The organism is Lentisalinibacter sediminis, assembly GCF_040706615.1.
In the GTDB taxonomy this organism is placed as follows: Bacteria; Pseudomonadota; Gammaproteobacteria; order Steroidobacterales; family Woeseiaceae; genus Lentisalinibacter; species Lentisalinibacter sediminis.
Genome location: NZ_JAPDRF010000005.1, coordinates 624,044 through 645,593, shown reverse-complemented (window position 1 = coordinate 645,593; position 21,550 = coordinate 624,044). Strand labels below are relative to the sequence as shown.

General features: G+C 65.6%; 17 protein-coding genes. 11 read left to right on the top strand and 6 right to left on the bottom strand.

The genetic code is table 11. From position 1 onward, the window contains the following. Nucleotides 1-35 precede the first annotated feature (35 nt). Nucleotides 36-2,330, bottom strand: a complete 2,295-nt coding sequence (locus tag ACJMKX_RS13315) for a hypothetical protein (RefSeq protein ID WP_405226214.1) — start codon at nucleotides 2,328-2,330, stop codon at nucleotides 36-38. Between ACJMKX_RS13315 and ACJMKX_RS13310 the strand changes: the two genes are divergently transcribed. Both ACJMKX_RS13310 and ACJMKX_RS13305 read left to right on the top strand, forming a co-directional pair. Next, the gene (locus ACJMKX_RS13310) at nucleotides 2,271-7,760 is read left to right on the top strand and encodes a VWA domain-containing protein (protein WP_405226211.1); all 5,490 of its coding nucleotides are present in this window, start codon (nucleotides 2,271-2,273) and stop codon (nucleotides 7,758-7,760) included. The genes ACJMKX_RS13315 and ACJMKX_RS13310 overlap by 60 nt on opposite strands. Before the next feature lie 21 nt (nucleotides 7,761-7,781). Next, nucleotides 7,782-8,456 (top strand): hypothetical protein, encoded by a 675-nt coding sequence (locus tag ACJMKX_RS13305; protein WP_405226208.1) that lies wholly within the window; start codon nucleotides 7,782-7,784, stop codon nucleotides 8,454-8,456. 12 nt (nucleotides 8,457-8,468) lie between these two features. On the opposite strand, the gene msrA is transcribed toward ACJMKX_RS13305, so the two are convergent. Together msrA and msrB are read right to left on the bottom strand one after the other, a co-directional pair. After that, nucleotides 8,469-9,068, bottom strand: coding sequence for a peptide-methionine (S)-S-oxide reductase MsrA (gene msrA / locus ACJMKX_RS13300; protein ID WP_405226206.1), 600 nt, complete (start codon nucleotides 9,066-9,068; stop codon nucleotides 8,469-8,471). Then, the gene (gene msrB / locus ACJMKX_RS13295; protein ID WP_405226203.1) at nucleotides 9,065-9,607 is read right to left on the bottom strand and encodes a peptide-methionine (R)-S-oxide reductase MsrB; all 543 of its coding nucleotides are present in this window, start codon (nucleotides 9,605-9,607) and stop codon (nucleotides 9,065-9,067) included. The genes msrA and msrB overlap by 4 nt, the downstream gene beginning before the upstream one ends. Nucleotides 9,608-9,815: 208 nt before the next feature. Here msrB and hemG point away from each other — a divergent pair, with 208 nt between their 5' ends. The 3 genes from hemG to ACJMKX_RS13280 all read left to right on the top strand — a co-directional run bounded on the left by hemG (nucleotide 9,816) and on the right by ACJMKX_RS13280 (nucleotide 13,993). Next, nucleotides 9,816-10,364 (top strand): menaquinone-dependent protoporphyrinogen IX dehydrogenase, encoded by a 549-nt coding sequence (gene hemG / locus ACJMKX_RS13290; RefSeq protein ID WP_405226200.1) that lies wholly within the window; start codon nucleotides 9,816-9,818, stop codon nucleotides 10,362-10,364. 102 nt (nucleotides 10,365-10,466) lie between these two features. After that, nucleotides 10,467-11,183, top strand: coding sequence for a Crp/Fnr family transcriptional regulator (locus ACJMKX_RS13285; protein WP_405226197.1), 717 nt, complete (start codon nucleotides 10,467-10,469; stop codon nucleotides 11,181-11,183). Nucleotides 11,184-11,347: 164 nt separating this feature from the next. Further along, the gene (locus ACJMKX_RS13280) at nucleotides 11,348-13,993 is read left to right on the top strand and encodes a choice-of-anchor O protein (RefSeq protein ID WP_405226194.1); all 2,646 of its coding nucleotides are present in this window, start codon (nucleotides 11,348-11,350) and stop codon (nucleotides 13,991-13,993) included. An 81-nt stretch (nucleotides 13,994-14,074) separates the two neighbouring features. Here ACJMKX_RS13280 and mrtJ read toward each other — a convergent pair whose 3' ends face one another. Beyond that, nucleotides 14,075-14,524 carry a JDVT-CTERM system glutamic-type intramembrane protease MrtJ gene (gene mrtJ / locus ACJMKX_RS13275; RefSeq protein WP_405226192.1) on the bottom strand — a complete coding sequence of 150 codons (450 nt, stop codon included), beginning with the start codon at nucleotides 14,522-14,524 and terminating at the stop codon, nucleotides 14,075-14,077. Between the two features lie 52 nt (nucleotides 14,525-14,576). Between mrtJ and ACJMKX_RS13270 the strand changes: the two genes are divergently transcribed. The 3 genes from ACJMKX_RS13270 (at nucleotide 14,577) to ACJMKX_RS13260 (ending at nucleotide 18,117) form a co-directional block, all read left to right on the top strand. Beyond that, on the top strand, nucleotides 14,577-15,584 hold the full coding sequence (locus ACJMKX_RS13270) for a Vgb family protein (RefSeq protein WP_405226191.1): 1,008 nt from the start codon (nucleotides 14,577-14,579) through the stop codon (nucleotides 15,582-15,584). Nucleotides 15,585-15,602: 18 nt separating this feature from the next. After that, a complete protein-coding gene (locus tag ACJMKX_RS13265) occupies nucleotides 15,603-16,187 on the top strand; it encodes an ECF-type sigma factor (RefSeq protein ID WP_405226189.1) in 585 nt (194 codons plus the stop codon). A 73-nt stretch (nucleotides 16,188-16,260) separates the two neighbouring features. Continuing rightward, on the top strand, nucleotides 16,261-18,117 hold the full coding sequence (locus tag ACJMKX_RS13260; RefSeq protein WP_405226188.1) for a hypothetical protein: 1,857 nt from the start codon (nucleotides 16,261-16,263) through the stop codon (nucleotides 18,115-18,117). A 51-nt stretch (nucleotides 18,118-18,168) separates the two neighbouring features. On the opposite strand, the gene ACJMKX_RS13255 is transcribed toward ACJMKX_RS13260, so the two are convergent. After that, on the bottom strand, nucleotides 18,169-18,459 hold the full coding sequence (locus tag ACJMKX_RS13255) for a hypothetical protein (RefSeq protein ID WP_405226185.1): 291 nt from the start codon (nucleotides 18,457-18,459) through the stop codon (nucleotides 18,169-18,171). Nucleotides 18,460-18,585: 126 nt separating this feature from the next. After that, entirely contained in the window at nucleotides 18,586-18,942 is a 357-nt protein-coding gene (locus tag ACJMKX_RS13250; RefSeq protein ID WP_405226182.1) for a hypothetical protein, read from the bottom strand. Between the two features lie 166 nt (nucleotides 18,943-19,108). Here ACJMKX_RS13250 and ACJMKX_RS13245 point away from each other — a divergent pair, with 166 nt between their 5' ends. From ACJMKX_RS13245 to ACJMKX_RS13235, 3 genes are all read left to right on the top strand, one after another. Continuing rightward, on the top strand, nucleotides 19,109-20,017 hold the full coding sequence (locus ACJMKX_RS13245) for a pirin family protein (RefSeq protein WP_405226180.1): 909 nt from the start codon (nucleotides 19,109-19,111) through the stop codon (nucleotides 20,015-20,017). 73 nt (nucleotides 20,018-20,090) lie between these two features. Then, entirely contained in the window at nucleotides 20,091-20,534 is a 444-nt protein-coding gene (locus ACJMKX_RS13240) for an SHOCT domain-containing protein (protein ID WP_405226177.1), read from the top strand. Between the two features lie 249 nt (nucleotides 20,535-20,783). Continuing rightward, nucleotides 20,784-21,542, top strand: coding sequence for a CBM9 family sugar-binding protein (locus ACJMKX_RS13235; RefSeq protein WP_405226174.1), 759 nt, complete (start codon nucleotides 20,784-20,786; stop codon nucleotides 21,540-21,542). The last annotated feature ends 8 nt before the right edge of the window (nucleotides 21,543-21,550 follow it).

The following is a 21,550-nucleotide window of genomic DNA, read 5'->3' as shown; positions in this document are numbered from 1 at the left end:
CAATTGGACTGGACGCCGCAAGCAGCCCGGTCGGCTCAATACCTGTCCATCGCAACACCGTAAGAGAGCATCGTAATAATAGAAAGCATCTGCAGGCCGATTGCGTAGCCCAGGATTTCGCCGCTGGTGGTCGCAAAGGTGGAGGATATCTCCAAAGTCAGCGGATACTCACCTCCGCCACCCCGACTCCTGGTCGACCGCGCCGGCTGCTTTCCAGCCTTTTTTCTCGCCAGATTGGTCTTCTGGGAGACCCTGCGTGCATACGCGTCGAGTTCGTCGATATCGACATGAAAGACTTTCGTTTTCGCAATGGTAGTAAGACGCTTCTTGAACCAGACGGGCAGCAGCGAATACCCCAGTCCGTTGCTTCCCCGGGAGACCGTGACTCCAGTAGCCGGATCTACCGCCCACCAAAGGTCGGCGGCTTGCCCATCCGCCGGGACCAGCACAACCCGACCCGCTTCGATATCCTGTAGCAACGCATGCGATGTTCGCTCCCGTTTGAGCGCCTCCGCAATTGTTTGCAAACGAGCTGCGTTGGTATCTGTCACCCGGCTGCCACTCTGTATATCCGGGTTGCCGCTCTCGGAAAACGCTCCCATGAACTCGCTAGCTACTGTTTCCAGGGCCGACTGAAGAGCGCCGTGCCACAAAAAATGGTGAGCGACAAATTTGCCGTCAATTCCGTCATCTGCCAGCACGCTTTTACGGTCATGGAGCAAATCGATTACATGACTGAATACGGCTTCGTTATCTATCGCATTGAGCATGACACTCATGATGGCAACCTGCGGCTCACCCACAAACAGGCGGACATCGGCGTTCGCAAGGCCTGCCAGACGATGAACCTCCTCTACCGTTAACTGCCAGTTGGCGCGCCCCGCCGCGAGAGGGGCCAGTGATCGGCCAGTCGAAGTTGGGGGAATCTCTTTATCAGTCGCCAATGTTGCGACAGCGTCATCAAGCGCTTCTTCCGTTTCTGCCAGCACCGCATGGGGACTAAGTCCCCCCGTGGAAACAAGAATCTGATGAATGGACTGAAACGGAGCGGGCGCTCCACCAAACATGGCCATTGGCGCCAGAGTATCGGCTGCAACTTCGCCTGAGATACGCTGCCTCGGGTCCACGCGATCATAGAGAACGCGCCGGCGTGAAATCACGCCTTTTCCGGGCGAATCTATGTGCACATCGAGATACAGAGCCGTCGAGGGCGACGCACTGCTGCCAAAGAAGAACTGTTGTGTCTCCGACATCTCAACGGACACGCCGGGAACAGCGCGACCTCTGATTACGTCTTCATCGATGAGGAACGCCGGCGCCATCAGCGATTCCGGACTGAGCTTGCCGCCGAGGGTTGCGCCCAACCCCGCACCTGCGGACACAAACACCAGAAAGATGCGGTCGTGCTGGGCAGAATGTGCCTCGAGAGTGTGGGTGAGCAATTCGACTTCGCTCACATCTCCATTTTCCAGCTTTTCTGCTTTGACGCTAAGAGTGACCCGATGGGTCTGCTCGGGGGCTGGCCCGACTGCAATCCGGTCGACCACAGCGAATGATTCACCAGGCTGTGCCTCCGCGAACGAGGTATCGAAATCTGTCCAGTCTGATTCGAGACGGGCCTGGACCCACACGTGGTCACGAACGTCGGCACGTCGCAGTCGCGGATCCTCACCACCGAGATCCGTCTCGCTCAAGCCCTCCACCAGCCACGAATAATCACGCCGGGCTCTCTCCGAAACACGCTTGCCCACGCGGTCCGGCAGGAAGTGGGAGGTTGCCTGTTGTCCACGGGCCGGCATGGCCCCCTCCAAGAGTCGCGTTGCCGCAGCATCAGGCAAGGGCCCGAAGACCAGACGTGCATCGATTGCCATCTGCTCGAGGAGATCCATGAGTAGCAGCGAGCGATCCAGCGGTCCGCCGGCCGAAGCCGCTAGCACGCCTTGCGATCCTCTAAGCAAGCCATTGTAAGGATCGAGCCGGACCTGATCGCGCACATACTCAAACGCGGCCACGGGGTCGTATTCGAGTGCGGCTGCCAGCTCCGTGACGTGATACTTGCTTGCATCGAGGAATTTCGCTGGGTCCGGGACTCCTCGCGCCAGCATCTCGGCCGCATCGTCCGGGGATAGCGCCCCAGGAAGCTCTCCGAGCTCAACCGCACGCGGCTCACTACCCGGCAGAGCGAAATCGATGCGATCGTTTGCAAACGATGTGACCGGGTAAGGTATAAAAAGCGAGAGCAGCAACGCCCAACGAACGCCGGGATTCCAATGCAGCATTTCAAGCCTCAATTTTGGTGGGGATTTCAGGTAGATCAGTCGCCAACGCACCGCTTGGGCCCAGGGTCTTTTCGCTGGTTATACTACATCGTCATGCGACGCGCATTCGGCTATCGTACCGGTTCATCGCTGGCAGGCAGCGCCCGCCAATGGTGGCTTGCCGTGTCAGCGCTATTTCTGACGCCGGCATTGCTCTCAGCCGAATCGATAATTTTTGAATCCGAACCTAACGACCAACCTGATTCCTATGAGGACGTTAGCGGTGCGTTCAGGGGAGCGGGTACGCTTTCCGGTTCAGACCAGGACGGGTATCGCTGGAACGTCTCGGATGTCGATGCACATCGCCGCTGGGATTTGCGACTCGACGGGGTACCTCTTGCCCTCACGGTTGTGGATGTCTATCGGCTCAATCTCTCCTCCGGTAAACCCGGTCTCGACCCCCAGGAGCTGTTTACGATGGGCAGCCGTGACGGCAGCGTACCCGGCGAGGCAGGGCGGCTGATCTTCTCGCCCGGTGATTATCTTCTGGGTATCGCTTTCTCCGCCGGCAATGACCGATACCGTCCACAAATGGAGACGGTCGGTTTCGACGAGACAGAGTCGTCGAAAGATGTCAGCCCCACTGGCACATCCGGAAGCTACCGATTGACCGTCGCAGACAGCGAAGACCTCTATCTCACCGCGGAACCGGATAACGGCTCGCGCGAGACCCCCCATGATCTGCGGTTCAGGCATGAGTTCGCCACCTATTCCACTCACGCGCGGTCCTGGTACCGGCTCGACGTCGGTGGAGGGGAGGCGCGTGAGTACTGGAACGTTGCCATCCAGGTGCCGGTCGGTCATCGGGCACGCGCAAAGCTGACGGACGCGAATGGGGCCGTACTTGCCGAAGCGGAGACGGATCGGTACGGGCAACTCACATTTTATGATCTCGATCTGGACACAACTGACTATCTCCTCGAGATAGAGCGAGACAACAATGAGGGCTCGATACTTGCAATCCGGACGTCGAGTGGAGGGCGCGTCACCGGGAATCGGGAGAGCGAACCGAACGATGGGCACGATCTGGCGAATCGCGTCGATCTGTCCGCGCCTTTGCAGGCTCGGATCGGCACGCGGCGGGACCGGGATCATTTCCTTTTCAGGCTGGCCGCAGAAGACACGGAAGAGAAGAAGCGCCTCCGGCTGGTGGCACCGGAGTCGGATACCCTCGAGCTCTGCCTGCTGGACCCGGAGGGTAGCGAACTTCAGTGCCGCGAAGGCGATGCCGAGATCTCTCTGGAGGACCTGGTACTCGGGGCCGGCGAGTACGTCGTCAGGGTCCAGGGCGGGAAGGAAGGCGTCGAGTACGAGCTTTCGCTGACGGACACGGGCCCGCCGCAACGCGGACGGGAGACGGAACCCAACGACACGATCGGCCGTGCCTCGGCGCTGGTTCCGCCGCGCCCGGTCGCTGCCGCCTTTGCCGGCGAGGACACGGACTTCCATCGGCTGGTGGTGGAAGGCGAGGCGCAGCTCTGGCGGATCCAGGCGATGGGTGATGGCCTGGCGGAGATCCGTTATCACGACGGCGCCGGGATCCAGAATCAGAGGAAACAGGCCCGACGGGGCGACCGGATACTCCGGCTCGACAACCTCTATCTGCTGCCCGGTACGCACTACGTCTCGGTGAGTGGTGTGGACGGCGATTACCGCCTGATCGCCCGCTCCCTGGGGCCGCCCGACCCGACCCTCGAGAGAGAACCGAACGACGACCGGCAACGCATGCAGCCTCTGGAGATCGGCGGTAAGCGCATCGGATTGCTCGCGGATCAGGAGGATATCGACTATTACCGCTTCCATCTGGCCGACTGGCAGCGCATCCGCCTGAGCGTGACACCTCCGCCCGGTGGCGGGATCGCCGCCAGGTTTTTCTGGGACGACTTCGAAATCGGACGCTCGACGGGCCGCGGGCGATCGACTTCGATCGAGCGTGAGGGCCTGTTCCCGCCCGGCGACTATCAGGTGGCGCTGACGGCGACGACTCCCAGCGATGGCGAATACACCCTGCGCCTCGAAGCCTTGCCCCGGTTCGGCTGCGCCGAAGACTGCGAACCGAATGACCATATCGGCCTTGCCTCGCCGCTGCCGGCGGATCTCAGGGTCAGCGGCTACAGCGGGGACTGGGGTGACTACGACTACTACGAGTTGCCCGTATTTGCTGAAGCGACGCCGGTAACCATCCAGACTCAGGGCAGCGTGAACCTGGACCTGGTCGACGCAGCGGACGAGAAGGCGCAACTGGAGCGCCAGCCGGACAATTCCTCGCGAGGATCCGTACCGGCCGGGCAACGCTTGTATGCGAGGCTGAAGAGCCGCGGACCGTACGATCTGCAGTTTGATTTCGAGGGGGCGCTGAAACCAGCGACCCTAAACGATGCAGCACTCGACGTAACGCTGGAATCGCCGACCCGCGCGGTCGCGGCCTTCCGGTCCTTCGGTCAGCAGTTTCAGGCGAGTGTCGAGGTGGCGAATCCGGGCGGAGCGGAACGGCGTGTGACGCTCGCGACGGCGGCCAGCGACGCGCGCTGGGCCGTGAGGGCCGAATCCGCCGAGATTTCATTGCCTGCCGGCGGCACCCGCTCGATCCCGGTCACCGTCGACGTCCCTGCCGACGCGCATGCGGACACGGCGGTTACGCTTTACGCAGGCGTCTCGGAGAACGGAGCCACCTGGAACGAATCCGCTTTATCGATTCAGGTGCAAGACGATGCCGACCCGGTGGGCATCGCGCCCGGCTGGTCGATCCCCTCGGCACTCCGCGGCCGCTGGAACCTCGCCGCCGAACAGCTCGGAGCGGAAAGGCTGACCCTCGCGCAGGAGAATCCGGACGACCGGGGTCGGATCCCCGACGTCGGCATCGGCTTCGATGATCTCTTCGATGGCCTCGCTCTCCGCGGCGCCGGCCTGCTCCTGGAGCGCCGCTCCGACCGCGCTCCGGTGGATGTGCCGGTACGCCTCGCCGGTGCACCGGCAACGATCTACGGCTTCGCACTGGACACGACGGGCCGTACCCGGGTCGGCCAGCATCCCCGGCGGGTCGAACTGGCCATTTCCCGGGATGGCAGCGACTGGACGACAGTCGGGGACACAGAGCTCAGTCCCGTGCGTCGGGAACAGTATGTCGTTCTCGACGCCCCGGTCGAGGCGAGTTACGCCCGACTCCGTCTCACCGACAACTGGGTCGGCGACGGGCGGGTCGGTCTCGGCGAATGGAAGGTGATCGGTACGCCGGGAGGGCCGCTGCCCGACGCCATCGCGAATCTGGCGGATCCGGAGCTGGGCGGCCATATCGTACGATCCAACCCGCCGGTCGGGCCGGACTGGGATCGCGGAATCCTGACGGCCGAGCAGGATGTGTCGTCTCTGCAGCTGGATGACGGTGAACGACTGGAGTTCGTCGTGGCCTTCCACCATGACCGGGCTGCCCAGCTCGCCGCCCTCGAGTGGACGAATTCGGAGAGGGCGGCCGGCGATGAGACGTTGCAGGGCGTGCGCGTGAGCTACAGCACCGACAGCCCACTCGGGCCGTGGCAGCCACTCGCCAAGTGGGACCCGGCGGTGATGCCGAAGCTTGCTCTCGATAAACCGGTGTGGGCCAGATTCCTGCGGATTACCGGCCGCGCGCCCGCGTCCGCAAGTGAGGTCTGGCCACCCGAGACTCTTCGTATCTACGAGCGGCCCCATTCGGCGGACTATCGGTCCATCCTCGCCGAATGGGGCGCGGACGAAATGCGTGCATCGTTCGAAACGCAGGCCGGCAGCCGCGGCCCGATGCAGACGGTGCCGGACAATTCCAGGCGCGCGACGGCCCATGAACCCGGACGGCGGGAATGGGTTACGGATTCTGCCCAGCTCGGAGCCTCGGAATCCTGGTTCCGGCTGCAGACCGGGCCAAACGAGAATCGCCTCTCGCTGACGCTCCGGGGCGAACCCGCGCTGCGCGTCGTGGCGCAGCTGGAAGACGCCGATGGAAAACCCGTGGACCTGGAGACCGTGGAGCGCTCGCCGACGGAAATCTTCCAGGAGGCCACGGTGGCGCCCGATAGCAGCTACTGGTTGCGTGTCACCGAACCGCAGCGCAACGTTGTCTTCGCCTGGGATACCAGCGGCAGCGTGGCCGCTCAGCTGCCGCTCATCTACAGCGCCCTCGGTCGCTACGCTGCGGGAATCGAACCCGGACGCGATGCAGCCAATCTGCTGCCATTCGGTTCCCAGCCACTGCTGCGCGACTGGTACAGCGAGCCGTACATCCTGGAGACCGTGCTCAACGAGTACCCGCGCGCGGAGTCATCTAGCGCCGCAGAGTGGACACTCGCAACGGCCGCCCGCGCCCTGGAGCCGCGGGATGGGGTCCGGGCGATCGTACTCCTCACCGATGCGGCGACCAGCCGCCACCCGGAGATGTGGTCCTGGATGGATACCGTGAGGCCGCGGATATTCACGATCCGTGTCGGCGAGGAGAGCGGCGCGACCTTTACCGCCAGCGAGGAAGATCTCATGCAGGACTGGTCACTCGTCAACGGCGGCTACTACGCGTACGGGGCCTCCGCACGGGAAGTGGAAGTGGCCTGGAGACGCGCCAGCTCGCTGCTGCGCCGTCCGGCGCTGTTCAGCCTCAGGGTGGACATACGCAACGAACCGCGGACTGGCCCGGGAGAGATACGGGTGATCACCGGGGAGAGCGCCTCGACTTCCCCCGACAACGCCGCACTCCTGATACTCGACGCGTCGGGCTCCATGCTGCAGCGTCTCGAGGGTCGCCGGCGCATCGATGTGGCCCGTGACGTCCTCACGGAAGCAGTCGCCGATACACTCCCGGCCGGCATGCCCGTGGCCCTGCGCGTTTTCGGCCACAGGGAACCGGGTACCTGCCGCACCGATCTGGTGATGCCGCTGCAGCCACTGGATCCGGAGGCCGTCCGCGATACGCTGGCCGGCATCACCGCGAAAAATCTCGCCCGGACGCCAATCGCGGATTCACTGAGCAAGGTCCGTTCGGATCTCTCCGGCGTGACGGGACGCAGGGTTGTGGTGCTGATCACCGATGGCGAAGAAACCTGCGATGGCGACCCGGCTGCCGTCATTGCTAAACTCGAGGAGCAGGGAATCGAGTTCACGCTCAACATTGTCGGCTTGGCCATCCAGGATACCGGGACCGCACAAATGTTCCGCCAGTGGGCCGAGCTCGGCGGCGGCGCCTATTTTGCCGCGACGGACAGCGCGGAACTCAGACGGTCGGTGAGCAACGGACTTCGAACCGGCTATCGGGTCTACGACGAGTCCGGAACGCTGGTTCACGAGGGCGTTGTCGACGACCCGGCAAGCCAGGTCCCTGCGGGCAATTATCGCATCGTCGTCAACACCTCGCCGCCGACCGTCTACGAGGACGTGACGATTGCCGGTAGCGCAGCCAGAGTTCTGAATCTCTCGGAACGATAAATCAGCCACAAGGAGAACAACATGATTGCCCGTTCGACTCTGATTTCGATAACGCTTCTTCTGACCGCCACGCCGTCGGCACAAGGTGAGGTGGTGGGCTCGATGGACGACTGGGATCAGGGTGCCGCGGATATCATCATCATTCAGCGCGAACCGGTGGCGATCGGCAGCATCAGCGAGGACGGCACGATCGAGCTCGCCCTGCCCGCGAAGTTCACGCCCACGCAGCCCTTCGGGCAGATCTTCTCCTGCAGCGCCGGCACCGTACAGATCACGAATCCGGAAGCGACCTACGTTGCGACTCCGAATTCCCTGGTCATCGCCGATCTCGCGGCCAAGAAAATGCTCGCTCCGCTTACGCCGGCCGACAGTGAAGAGACAGCGCGTGCCGCGCCGGACATGTTCACGGGTGACACACCGACCGGCACTCTCTATCAGTGGATGTATTTTTCAGCGCCGGCGGCACTGGACGGAGAATGCGTGACCGCAACGACCTACGAGACGGAGAGCGGAGCCTCCATCTCCCGCCGGGTCGTCTACGACGCCGAATTCGATGCCGGCTGGAATCTCATGGCTGTCGAGATCGCGGAGGTCGCGAAGCCGGTCTCCATGGACCGGACCATCGCCACACTCACTCGCTACCGGACGATCGAGGCACTGCCGGAGGACACCGTGTGGGTCTACGGCACGCGGTAGCCGTGTCCGGAGCTAGGCTCCGGCCTCCTCTCCCCAGACTTCCTGCAGCCGCGCGTCGCGGCCGCAGTTCCAGCGGTAGAACTTGTAGCGGACGGGATTCTTCTCGTAGTAGTCCTGATGGTAGTCCTCGGCCGGGTAGAATGCTCCGGCCTCGGTCACCGCGACGGCGATGTCCTGGTCGAAGCGCTCCTGCAGATCGGACTTCGATGCTGCCGCCGCCTCTCTCTGCGCCGCCGTGTGCCAGAAGATCTCCGGCCGGTAGGACGCGCCGCGGTCACAGAACTGCCCGCCACCGTCGAACGGATCGACGTTGCGCCAGTACACCGCGAGCAGCGTCTCGTAGCTCACCACCCCGGGATCGTAGGTGACCTGCACCACCTCGGCGTGGCCGGTGCCGCCACGCACCACCTGTTCGTAACTCGGGTCCTTCACGTGGCCGCCCATGAAACCGGACACGGTCGATTTCACGCCCTCCAGCTTGTCGTAGGGCGGCTCCATGCACCAGAAACAGCCGCCGGCGAAAGTGGCGACGGCCTCTGCCGCGGCCAGCGGCCCGGCCGGCATCGAGCCGAGCGCCAGCGCCAGCGCGAATGCGGCGATGCGATTCCTCATGCGGATGTCCTCAACTCGGGCAGTTCCTCGCCTTCAGGCACGAAGCGGAGTGCCAGCCCATTGTTGCACCAGCGCTGACCGGTAGGCGGCGGACCGTCGTCGAAGACGTGGCCCTGGTGCCCACCGCAGCGTATGCAGTGGTACTCGGTACGCGGCAGGATCAGCTTGAAGTCCAGTTTGGTGCCGACCCGGCCCTCGATGGGCTGGGTGAAGCTGGGCCAGCCCGTGCCGCTGTCGAACTTGTCCTCGCTCGCGAACAGCGGCAGATGGCACGCCGCGCATATGTAGATGCCGGGAGCGTAGATCTTGTCCAGCGGGCTCGAACCCGCCGGCTCCGTGCCCTCGCGGAAGAGGATGCGGTAGCGGTCCGCCGGCAGTATCTCCTGCCACTGCTCGCGGGTGATGTTCACGGGCGGAAACTCGTGAGCGCCCTGCCCGTCGTCGTCCGCGGCACGGGCTTCCCGGCCAGCGAGCATCGGTCCCATGGCGAGGGCGCCGGCAGCAGCCAGCAGGCGTGTCAACAGCGTGCGTCGGTTCATGGGTCCTCTTGCCGGCAGCGAGCCGGATTCGTCTCCTACGTTAAATAGGACCGGCCGGCACCGCGGTATATTTCGAGGTAGCCGTTACTGTGGTCTTATTCGCGGGCCCTGCCCCGGCCGATGCAGCAGCCAGCGGGCGCCAAATACCTATTGTCCGCGCCGTTACGGCTGTTGCAGCATGTGGAGTATCACTGCAGCGAGTGGACCCATGACGTCAGTACTGGTGCTTTACCGCAGTCGCAGCGGCCATACCGCGCGCATCGCCCGGCGGCTCTGCGAGACGATCGATGAGGCGGGCGGCGAGAGCGAAATGATGGACGTGGTCGAAGCGATCTACGAGGGCGTCGATCTGGACTCACCCGACGTGCTGGCGCTGGGAGCCCCCGTCTACTACGGCACCTACGACGACGAGGTATTCGAGTTCATCGCCACGCACAGAGGCAAGCTCGAGGCTAAGCCCCACAGCTTCTTCAACGTCTCGGTCACGGCCCGTACGCCGGAGAAGGCGACGATCGAGGGTAATCGCTACATGCAGAAGTTCCTCGAGCGCTCGCCGTGGCAGCCGCGGGACCTGAAGGTGCTGGCCGGCAAGGTGGACTACCCCTCCTGGGGCGCGCTGGACACCATCGCCATCCAGATGATCATGAAGTTCACCGGCGGCCCCACCGACCGGACGGCGGTCATCGACTACACCGACTGGGACGACGTGGCGGCTTACGGGCGGCACCTGCTGGGACTCGCCGGCGGGCCGACGTAGCGCCCGACATCACAACCGCGTCTGTGATCCAGACCCGTACGCGGCGACGGCAGCACGGTAGCATGCAAATACCAGTCTCGCGGGCCGTCCACCGGAGCAACCATGCCTGGCCAGAAAGTCGCATCCTGCCTCGATCAGTTCCGGGTCGGACGTGCGGATTGCCGGCATTGCCAGTCCCGTGCACCCGTGCCGTTCGGACGGCTCGAGTCCCGCCGCTATGCGGGGACGCTCTTCCGGATACAGGGTTACCACGTGGACCCCGGCGTCGACCTCGTCACCGCCGGCGAGGAGGCCGACGCTCTGTTCACCCTCCGCGAGGGCTTTGTGAAAGTCTGGCACCCGGATGGCGAGGGCCGCGCGCGCATACTCAGATTGCTCGGTCCCGGTGACCTGGTGGGCATGGATGCGATGTTCCAGCCGCGCTACGACAACACGGCGACCTCCGTGACCGCCGCCAGCCTGTGCCGCATTCCGGTCAGCGTGATGGACCAGCTGAAGACCCGGGAGTCCGCCCTCTACGGCGAACTGGAAAGCCGCATGTACCGGCAGATGGTGCACACCGAGAACCTGCTGTTCGATATCGCCAGCGGCCCGGCGAGATCCCGAATAATCAAGCTGTTGCGCCACCTGGGCGAGTTCGGCGACGGCGACTCGTGCCCGCGCATGAACCGGGCCGACATGGCGGCCATGACCGGCGTGGCCAGCGAGACCGCAGCCCGGGTGATGGCCGACCTGAAGGAGTCCTCCCTGCTCGACGAGACGGCCGAGCACCTCTACTTCGACCCCGAGACCCTCTCCGACCTCGCCCGAAAAGTGTGAACTGCGTCACATTTTTCGTCCGGCCCCACGGTTGGCACTGACGACCGTCAGTCTCGAGTTCGCGTCCGCGGTCCGCGCGACTAACGTGATCTCCAGACGCTCCGGTTTGGACCCGAAAAAGCCGACAGGTCTGTCGGCTCCGGAGCGCCCCGAGAGGTGCAATCATGAAACGTTCGATACTCACCGCGCTGACGGTTGCATCGGCCGTGTTCAGCATCCAGGCGGTCGCTGACGTCGCGGGAGGCGACATCCTGGAATTCGAGCCGGCCGAAGGTCCCAGCATGGTCTCCGACGGCGCATCCACCAACAAGGTGAAGATACTCCGCACGCCGGATGGCACGCTATTCGCCATCTACGGAGAGGCCCAGGACGTGGACATCAACGGCAATAGCCTGGCCTGGAACGCCAAGGGCGCCAAGACGCAGAAACCGAATGACATCGTCATCAAGTACTCCACGGACGAGGGCGCCAGCTGGAGCGAGGCGCTGAACATCGACAACACCGCAGCCCTTTCCTCCGCACGGGGCATCCTGGTGCAGGACGGCATGCCGATGATCGATCCGCTGACGGGGACGCCGGATCTCATCAATGACCCCCGCGCGGTGGACTACCCGGGCGATTCCGATAAGCCGAATCACCGCAACGTCGGCAACCTGCTCCTCGTCAGCTTCAACAGCAAGTACTGCCCCGGCGGCGAACAGCGCTTCGTCGTGTACCCGGAACTGTTCGGTATCGCGGTGCCCTACAGCTGTCAGTACGTATCGCGGCTGGTCTGGAATCCGCAGTCCAAGTCGTTCAATACCTACGAGGCATGGGGCGGTCTGCCCTACAAGACCGACCAGCTGACGAGCGGCATACGGGATGCCAAACAGGATGCGACTCGGGGTAACAAGTTCGCCTACGTCATCAACTGGCAGGAAGACCCGATGGGTCTGAAACTGGGTGAGGCCGAGGGTCCCGGGGCTGGCGCCTCCGGCGCCAACGTAAACCACGGCACCGACATCTGGTACACCTACCTGCCCATGCTCAATGCGGCTGGCACCGGCCCGGACCCGGCCCGCTTCGTCAACGAATCCTGGAGCGAGCCCGTGCGGATCACGCGCAACGTGTTCATGCAGGGTCCGCTGGAGGGCCGTGAGATAGACACCCATCCGCCGGGCGAGTACGACCGGGGCAAAGTGGGATCCTCCCGTTCGAATATCGGCCTGGTCGACGACAACACGATCATCGCTTACGAGGAGACCAAGGGCACGGAAGGCTGGGAAGAGGGCAAGTATGTCCGCTACCACGCGTTTCGCTTCGACGCTCCGCCGGTCGGGGGCGAGCACGGCTGCATCATCAGCAACCCGTGGGAGAACGCACGGCGCGTCCGCTCCCTCGTGCAGTCCGCCAGCCAGGAAGTACCCCTGCTGTTCATCTACAAGCAGGGCGACTACACCCAGGGCGGACCCTCGGACATCATGCTCCGCCGCACCGTCGGCGGCTTCCTGCCCGAGAACCTGCAACCGGCGGTGGACGTCGAGAACTGCCGCGTGAGCATCATGGACGACGAGGATCCGCTCTATGCGATCCGCGAAGAAGTCCACGAAGCCGCGATGAACTTCAGCGGGTCGCGGACAGTCGGCGGTGAGCCGGGTACCGGACAGATGGGCGAGGCGATCGCCACCGGCGCCAACCCGTTGGAGAACGCGCTGGCACACCGCGGTGTGATGCGCGGCAGCACCGTGCTGCTGGGCTACAGCTATGTGCCGGACCTGGTCCAGTTCCTCGACCTCGACAGCGAGGCGCCCTATAACTTCATGGTGCGCCGCTCCAGCGACGGCGGAGCCACCTGGACGGACGCCCGCAACCTCACGCCGCTGGTCACGGCGGAATCCGGCTACACCGTGAAGGAACCGCGGATCGTGCCGACGCCCGGCAGCGGGCCGAAGTGCGCCACCGACCCGACCGACTGCCAGGACTCGAACGTGATCTACGTCGCCTACGGTCTCCAGGAGAACGTCTACGACCACTATGAGGATGCCGGCGACGTCGACATCTACATGCAGGTTACCCTCGACGCAGGGCTGAGCTTCTCCGCACCGCAGGCGATCACCGCCGGCGATGCGCTGTTCGGCATGCCGGACGACTTCGGCGACTTCGAGACCCAGATCAAGATCCGTCCGGACGGGCGTGAGAGCTACACGGTCTGGTCCGGAGATGACGGGATCGCCAAGCACGCGATGTACCGCCACGGATTCGTGCGCGGAGACACCCGCGAAGTCGACACGGCGCACGGTACGAAGTCCCGCGTGACGGTGGTTCCGGACGAGCAGTCTGAAGCGACCCTCGCCGCGACGACCTGGCACACGCTGGACGGTTATCCCGACGTGCCCGCGGACTACGACTTCCCGCACGGCGTGCTGGACTTCACCGTCACCGACGTCTACCTCGGCGGAACCATCCAGGTGACGCTGACCTTCGAAGAGCCGCTGCCGGCGGGCACGAGCTACTGGAAGTTCGGGCCGACCCATGAAGACCCGACCGACCACTGGTACTCCGTGCCGGCGACGATCGAAGGCAACACCATCACCTACAGCGTCACAGACGGCGAGAACGGCGACAACGACCTGCTGGTCAACGGCACGATCGTCGACCCGGCGGCTCCCGCGGTCTACTCGCCGGCGCCTGTGACCACGCCTGCCACGGATGGCGGCGGATCGGGCGGCGGATGCACCATCGGCGGCGGCGAACCGGACCCGACGCTGATGCTGCTGATCGCACTCAGCCTGATCTACGTCATGCGGCACAGGGAGTTGAAGAAGGCGTGACCCACTCGGCATGATGCCGAGCGGCCCGAAGGGGCGCTCCCGGAAGGAGCGCCCCTTCCTTATTGCGCGGCACCGAACGGCTCAGCCCCAGTACAGCCACACGAAGCCGGCGTTGTAGACGACGTGCAGCAGAATGGCCGCATGCAGGCCATGACGCTCGCGGAAGAAGCCGAAGACGAGGCCCGGGAGAAGTACCGCTGCCGCCCAGGGCGGCGTCGTTCGTACCAGGTGGGCAGCGGCGAAGGCGATCGCCGCGAGGACGTTCGCGGCAGTCAGCACCCCGAATCGTTTCGCGCCCCAGCCGGTGCGCAGCAGGCTGCCCTGGAGCAGGCCGCGGAAGACCACTTCTTCCACGAGCGGATACACGACAGCAACGATGATGAACTTCGCCGGCTCGGCCAGCGGCCAGCCCAGCTCGGCCGCCGCGGGCAGGATGAAAGCAAGCGCCAGCCAGCCCGCGGGGCCGGCGGCGACCGCGAGCAGGAAGGCCGGATCGCGGAGGAAGGGCAGGACGGACTTTGCATCGGGCACGGGGCAAGCATAATCTCGGCACCTCCTCCGTGCACCTGCGGGAAGACGACCGATGAGAGCAGCCTTCACATTCCTCGCCGCGATCCCCCTGCTGGCCGCTGTCGCCGATGCCGACGTGCTGCTGGTCGGCAACAAAAGCGCCGACACAGTCTGGGCACTGGATGCCGCGACCGGAGAAAGACGCGCCTGGTTCGATACCGGCGCCGGGCCCCACGAGATCGAGGTCTCGCCGGACGGGCGTCACACCGTGGTCAGCAATTACGGCAGGCGCGACGCTCCGGGCGGCAGCCTGACGGTGATCGACTGGGCGGCGGGTGAGGTCGCGCGGGTCATCGATCTCGGCGAGAACGCCCGCCCCCACGGCATGGCCTTCCTGCCGGACGGGCGGCTGGCCGTTACCGCCGAGGGCATCGACAGCCTGCTGATCGTGGATATCGGCGCTGGAGAGGTCGTTTCACGCATCCCGGTCGGGTCCGGGACGGCGCACATGGTGGCCGCATCGCCGGATGGCGCCCACGCCTGGGTCACGAACATCGCCGCCGGTACGCTGGAGCGGGTGGACGTCCGCGCCGGCGAGGTGACGGGTTCGCTCGCCACCGGTGACGGTGCCGAAGGGGTGGGCGTCACCAGAGACGGCGGCGAGGTCTGGGTCACGAACCGGGCCGCGGATACCGTCAGCGTTATCGATACGGGCACGCTGGAGGTCCTGGCGACACTGGATTCGGCGGGCGTGCCCATCCGCATCGCCTTCACCCCGGACGGCACGCACGCGCTGGTAACGAATGCCCGCGCGGCGACCGTATCCGTTTTCGACGTGACAGAGCGGCAACTCGTACACACGATCCCGGTGGCCGAGGACGATGCGGAGTATAAGGAGACACTGCTCGGAAAGGCGGCGCTGCCGATCGGCGTGGAGATCCATCCGGATGGCGATCGCGCCTGGGTGGCAGTGAGCGGCGGCGACGAGGTCGCGGTCATCGATACGGCGTCGTGGGAGATCCTGGGACGCTGGTCCACCGACCGCGAACCCGACGCCCTCGGCGTCGTCCTCTCGCCCTGACGCAGCCCGGATCGCGTCGTGTCCGAGCCTTCGCCACCCGATGCCGGAGAGATCACGCGACTGCTGCGTGACTGGGCCGACGGTGACGCGGCCGCCCTGGAGTCGCTGACGCCGCTGGTCTACGGGGAACTGCGGCGGATAGCCCAGCGCCTGTTCGGCAGCGAATCGCCGGGACACACGCTGCAGCCGACGGCCCTCGTGCACGAGGCCTATGAGAAGCTGATCGGCGTGGATACCGACTGGCAGGACCGGACGCACTTCTACGCGCTGGCGGCACGCATGATGCGCCGCCTGCTGGTCAATCACGCGAATGCCCGCAAGGCCGCGAAGCGCGGCGGCGATGCGTTGCGGGTGACCCTGGACGAGTCCGCGGTGGGCAGCGACGCGGACGAGGATCTGCTGGACCTGGACGAAGCCCTGTCGAAGCTCGCCGGCTTCGACGAACGCATGGCCCGCATACTCGAACTCCACTACTTCGGCGGCCTGACCCACGAGCAGGCCGCCCGGGTGGTGGGGGTCTCCGAGCCGACTAGCCGGCGGGACCTGCGTCTGGCTCGGGCCTGGCTGCGCAAGTACATGAGCGAAAAGAAAAAACCCGACTGACAGCCGGTCTCTTTATCGTTTCTCCGACCATCCCCTGCTTAGGGGCATGAGATCCATGAAACGGAGAGAGACCATGGCAACAATGGCGTTCCTGCCGCCTCGCGGAGACCGGACGCTCCGCCGCCCGCCCCGGATGGCTCGCAGTTCCGGCCTGTGCGCCGCCGTGCTGTTCGCCGTCCTGGCGGCGCCGGCGCTGGCGCAGACGCCCCAGATCCCGCAGATACCGGCGTTCCTGCCCAGCGCGGATCAGGTACCGGCCACGCAGCCCATGCCGCTGGACGGCACCTGGCTGGTGAATACCATCCGCAAGAAGATCCGCATCGAGGGCGGCCGCGCCTACGCCGTCGACCCGTGGCTGCACATGTTCGTGCTGAAAGTGGAGCCGGGCATGGTGGTGCTGCGCGACATCGCGCCGGCCGCGCCAGGCAGGTACACGGGCAGCGATTTGCCGTTGATGGGACAGCTGACGGCGACCGTGCAGCCGGACCGGAGCCTCGCTGTGTCCGTGCAGACGGCGCTGATGCCGGTCCAGTACAAGCTGATCCCGCTGCAGCTCGACAACCCGCAGTGGTATGCCCAGGAGATGACCGCGGCGGGCATCGCGGCTCCGCAGAGTCCCGCCCCCGGCGCCTATCAGCCCGCGCCCCCCGCGTACCAGCCGGCGCCCCCTGCCTACCAGCCTGCCCCTCCCCAGCAGGCTTATCAGCCGCCGGCCCAGCAGCCACCCGCCTACCAGCCCCCGCCTGCTCAGCAACAGCAGCCGTATCAACTGCAGGGGCAACCCTATCAACCGCCTCCCGCGCCTGCCGGCACCGCACAGACGGCGAGCACTCACGCCTGGGCCCGCAGCCGCAACAGCACGATGAACGACTCCTTCGGGCCGCCGGACCTCATGTGCGGTGAAGACGGCGCGGAGCCCTGCGGCGAGGAGAAGAAGGTCGACGCCGTCTTCGTCGAGGACGCCGAGAACTGGGGCTGCAAGGGCAAGCAGCTGTACTTCACGCCCCACAATGGCGGCGAGTGCTGGCGCTGCCCGAACGGCTACAAGCGCACCCTGACGCCGATCCACAAGCCGAAGGCCTGCAAGGAGCGCGGGCTCGGCTTCGACAAGCGGGAGGTGAGCGCCACCTTCGTCCGTTCGGCCTATGGCTGCCCGGCCGACACCTTCGAGAGCAAGGGCAAGTGCTACGCCTGCCCCGAGGGCTCTAACAAGATCGCCTTCCTCGGCGCGTTCAACCCGGGTCAGAGCTGCAAGACGGAGTTCTACTGCGACGCGGGCCTGAGTCTGCAGCCCGCGCCGCCGAAGGCGCTGCAGCAGGTGGGACCGCCGTACGACAGAGTGTGCGGGGCGGGCGCCGGCAAGGACGACGTCATGCGGCTCTCGAGCGAGCGCAGGGAGGCGCACCAGGCACTGCAGATCGTCGCCGGTCAGTTCCTGCTGGAACTCGCCGGCAACCGGGACCTGCGGCGGGCGATCCTCGACCAGGACGGGCCGAGGGCCGTCAGAATCATCATGCAGACGCCGGGCTTCGTCCGCCTGCGCGACCAGTCCCGGGCGTCCGGCTTCGAGACCCTGACCTTCGGCGGCGCCCCGGAGGTCAAGGCGATCGCGGGCGCAGCGCAGGAGGCCGGACTGGCCATGGACTGGGACGGCGACTATCGCTTCTACATGTCGACCGTCGTCTCCACCGGCGCCTCGGTGTCGGTCGGATTCACGGGCACCCTCGGTGTGTGGAACGCGCCGGCGGGCGGTATCGGCGGCTACGCCCGCGGGGCCAGCGTGTCCTTCCCTGTCGGCGTCGGCGACGTCGGCTACGGCGCCTGGTTCAGCTACTACCCGCTCGGCTTCACGGGCCTGACGTTCTCGGCGAGCGGGGGTATCGGCATCGATACCGTGAACTACAACCAGGCGGTGACGAACGTCTACTAAGTATTCCGCAGACGGTCGACGCGCTCTACACGCGGGTCGACCGTCTGCTATTCACGGCGCGGGTTCCACCGTGGCCGCGCTCACCTCGTATTTGGAGCCGTCGTCGGCGACCAGCTCCACCTGCCACAGTTCCTCGTCCGGTATGGACGTTCGTTCGTGGCCGGGCAGCTCCCGCTCGTCGTCCACCTGCAGGCCCCAGACGCGCACATGGCGGATCTCGGCCACCTCGATGGGGCTGTTCATGAACTTGGCGGCGAGCGCCGCCGGCGGGTCTGTCTTCCAGACAACGTAGCCCCGGTCCTTGATGGCCTGCAGCGCTTCCGGCAGTTTGGGTTCTGTCACGGCGTGCCCTCCGTCTCGCTTTTCACGGACCGTAGCACGGGGCACGGCCCGCGCTAATACGGGCCTTTGCGGACGGCCCGGCCGCCTGGCGGCCGGGCTTGGTCGGCCTGAGCCAGTCGGCCGGGGTCAGTCGGCCGGATGATGCTCGTCGGCGTGGTGGTGCTCCGCACCGCCGTCTGCCGCATCGCCGTGGTGATGCTCGTGCTCATCGGCGTGGCCGTCGTCGCCGTGGTGGTGCTCGTGCTCATCGGCGTGGCCGTCGTCGCCGTGGTGGTGCGCGTGCTCGTCGGCGTGGCCGTCGTCGCCGTGGTGGTGTTCATGCTCGCCCGAGTGGCCATCCTCGCCGTGATGATGATCGTGGAAGGCCTTGTCGTCCTCGGCGCCGGCCGCCGTCCAGGCAGGACCGGAAAACGCGAACAGGCCACAGGCCACGATCGCGACGGCGGCCAGGGGAGACGGGAGCAGACGGGTAGTATTCTTCATTGCTTGTCCTTCACGGAAACCACGGAATCGTTCGGCAGTCTAGCGGAAAGGCCTGTCCCGAGGCTTCGAAAATCCCGACCCGTCACGTCGAAACGGAGGCAGACTATCACCCCCTTCGCTCCGACCGTGGCACCATACGCGGAGCCTCTGCCACCGGGACGCCGACATGAGTACTCAGCCCTGTTTCGAGCCCGTCTGCACCGAGACCCGAGGCCGGGTCGAGGTCGTCATCGCACCGCGCCCCCGGGATCTGGGCGGCTTCAGCGTCCGGCGTGTCCTGCCGGCCCCGGAGCGGCACATGGTGGGCCCGTTCATCTTCTTCGACGAGATGGGCCCAGCGGTCTTCCCGGCCGGCGAGGGCATCGACGTCCGGCCTCATCCGCACATCGGCATCGCCACCATCACCTATCTGTTCGACGGCGAGATCATGCACCGGGACAGCCTGGGCTATGCGCAACCGATCCGGCCCGGCGCCGTCAATCTCATGACCGCCGGCCGGGGCATCGTGCATTCCGAGCGTGCCGGCTCCGACCGGGACGTCGAGGCCTCGATGCACGGTATCCAGTCCTGGATTGCCCTGCCGGACGGGATGGAGGAGATCGCCCCCGCCTTCGCCCACATTCCGGCGGACCAGCTGCCGGAAGTCGCCGCGGGCGGCGTGACACTGCGGCTGATACTGGGCGAAGCCTTCGGCGCGGTATCGCCGGTGCACACGTATTCGAAGACGCTCTACGTCGAGGCCCTGATACCCGCCGGCGAGCGGCTGGAGCTGCCGCTGGAGATCACCGACCGCGCCGTCTACGTGGTCTCCGGCAGCGTCACCGTCGACGGCGAGGAATACGGGACCGGCCTCATGGCCGTGTTCCGGACGGGGGCGCCCGTCGAGCTCGTGGCGGCGGCCGATACCCGGCTGATGCTGATCGGCGGTGAACCGGTGGGCGAGCGCACCATCTGGTGGAACTTCGTCTCGAGTTCGAAGGAGCGTATCGAGCAGGCCAAACGCGACTGGCGCGAAGGCCGTTTCGACCGGATCGAGGGCGACGACGAGTTCATTCCGCTGCCGGACTCGTCCTAGCGAGCGGTACAGCCAGCCGACCCGGTATGGCGCCCGGTGGTCAGGAACGGGCGTCTCGGAGTAGGATTCGGGCATGAGAATCTCGCGGATATACACACTGGCCCTGGCGAGCGCGCTGGTGACCATGCTGGCTGCGCTGCCGGCCTACGCCCAGACCACCGACACGGCAGCCGAGAGAGCGCGCTTGGCGAACGAGCGGATTCAGCTGGAGGCGCAGCGCCGGGCCGAGGAGGAACGCCGACGCCAGGAGCGTGAGGCCGCCGAGTCGGAGACGCCGATGCAGGGCGCCCAGCCGGCGCCAGCCCGGGCGGATCAGCAGCCCCGGCCCCGTGCTGCGTCGCCCGCCAGCAAAAACGCGACGGCGCCGTCGGCGACCCCTCCGCCGCCGGCTGACGACGACCGGATATCCCGCACCCTCGAGCAACTGAGAGAACTCGGCGAGCTCCGTGACGCCGGCTACGTCACCGACGAGGAATTCGAACGGATCAAAACCCGGATCCTCGACAGCCGGTTCTAGCGCCTCTCCTCCCGACCGACCCCCGACTGACCCGTATCCGCACCTGCCGGACGTGGCAGCCATGGCACCGACAGTACTGACAGCGCTGTCAAAATCGACTATACTGCGCTCCAGCGGGGTAAATCCGGGCAGCGCCCGGGTCTCCGGGGGAGTGTCAGGCCCAACGGGCCGGGCAGAACGAGCAGCACCGGAAAGAACGACAGAATAGCGTACCGACGCCGGATCGCTCGCAAGCGCGCGGAGATCGAGATGATCAACACGCTAATCATGCGTGGCATGACAATCGCCGTCGCATGCCTCGCGGCCACGACGGCGGCCGCCGAGGCATCCCATTACGCGGACAGGACCGAGTACCGGGCGCCCCGCGCGGCGGTGGCTCCGGCTATCGATGGCGTCGGGGACGAGGCGATCTGGGATCGCGCGCGGTGGCAGGAGCTGAAATACCGGTGGCTGGGAGACGAGTACACGCCCGAGGACTTCCGCGGGCGATACAAGGTGGTGTGGACGGCGGATCACCTGTACATCCTCGCCGAGATCGTCGACGACGTGCTGTTCGACGCGCACCGTGACCCGCTCGAGCAGTACTGGGACGACGACTGCCTGGAGATCTTCATCGACGAGGACTACTCCGGCGGCGAGCATCAGTACAACCACAACGCGTTCGCCTATCACCTGTCGCTGGATAACCGGGCCATCGACATCGGCACGGACCGCAAGCCGCGCGACTATTCCCACCACGTCGAGAGCCGCTGGAGACAGACGGCCGAGGGTGTCGTCTGGGAGGTCGCCATCCGCATCTACGGCGACGACTACGTGGACGGGGCCGACGACAACCGCGCAGTGGAGCTGGAGACAGGCAAGCAGATGGGCCTGATGCTGGCTTATTGCGACAACGACGGCAGCGAACTCCGGGAGAACTTCATCGGCTCCGAGTCGGTGCCCACCGGACCGAAGGACCGCGGCTGGATCGACGCCGGGCTGTTCGGATCGCTGCTGCTCGTGGAATGAGGGGAGAG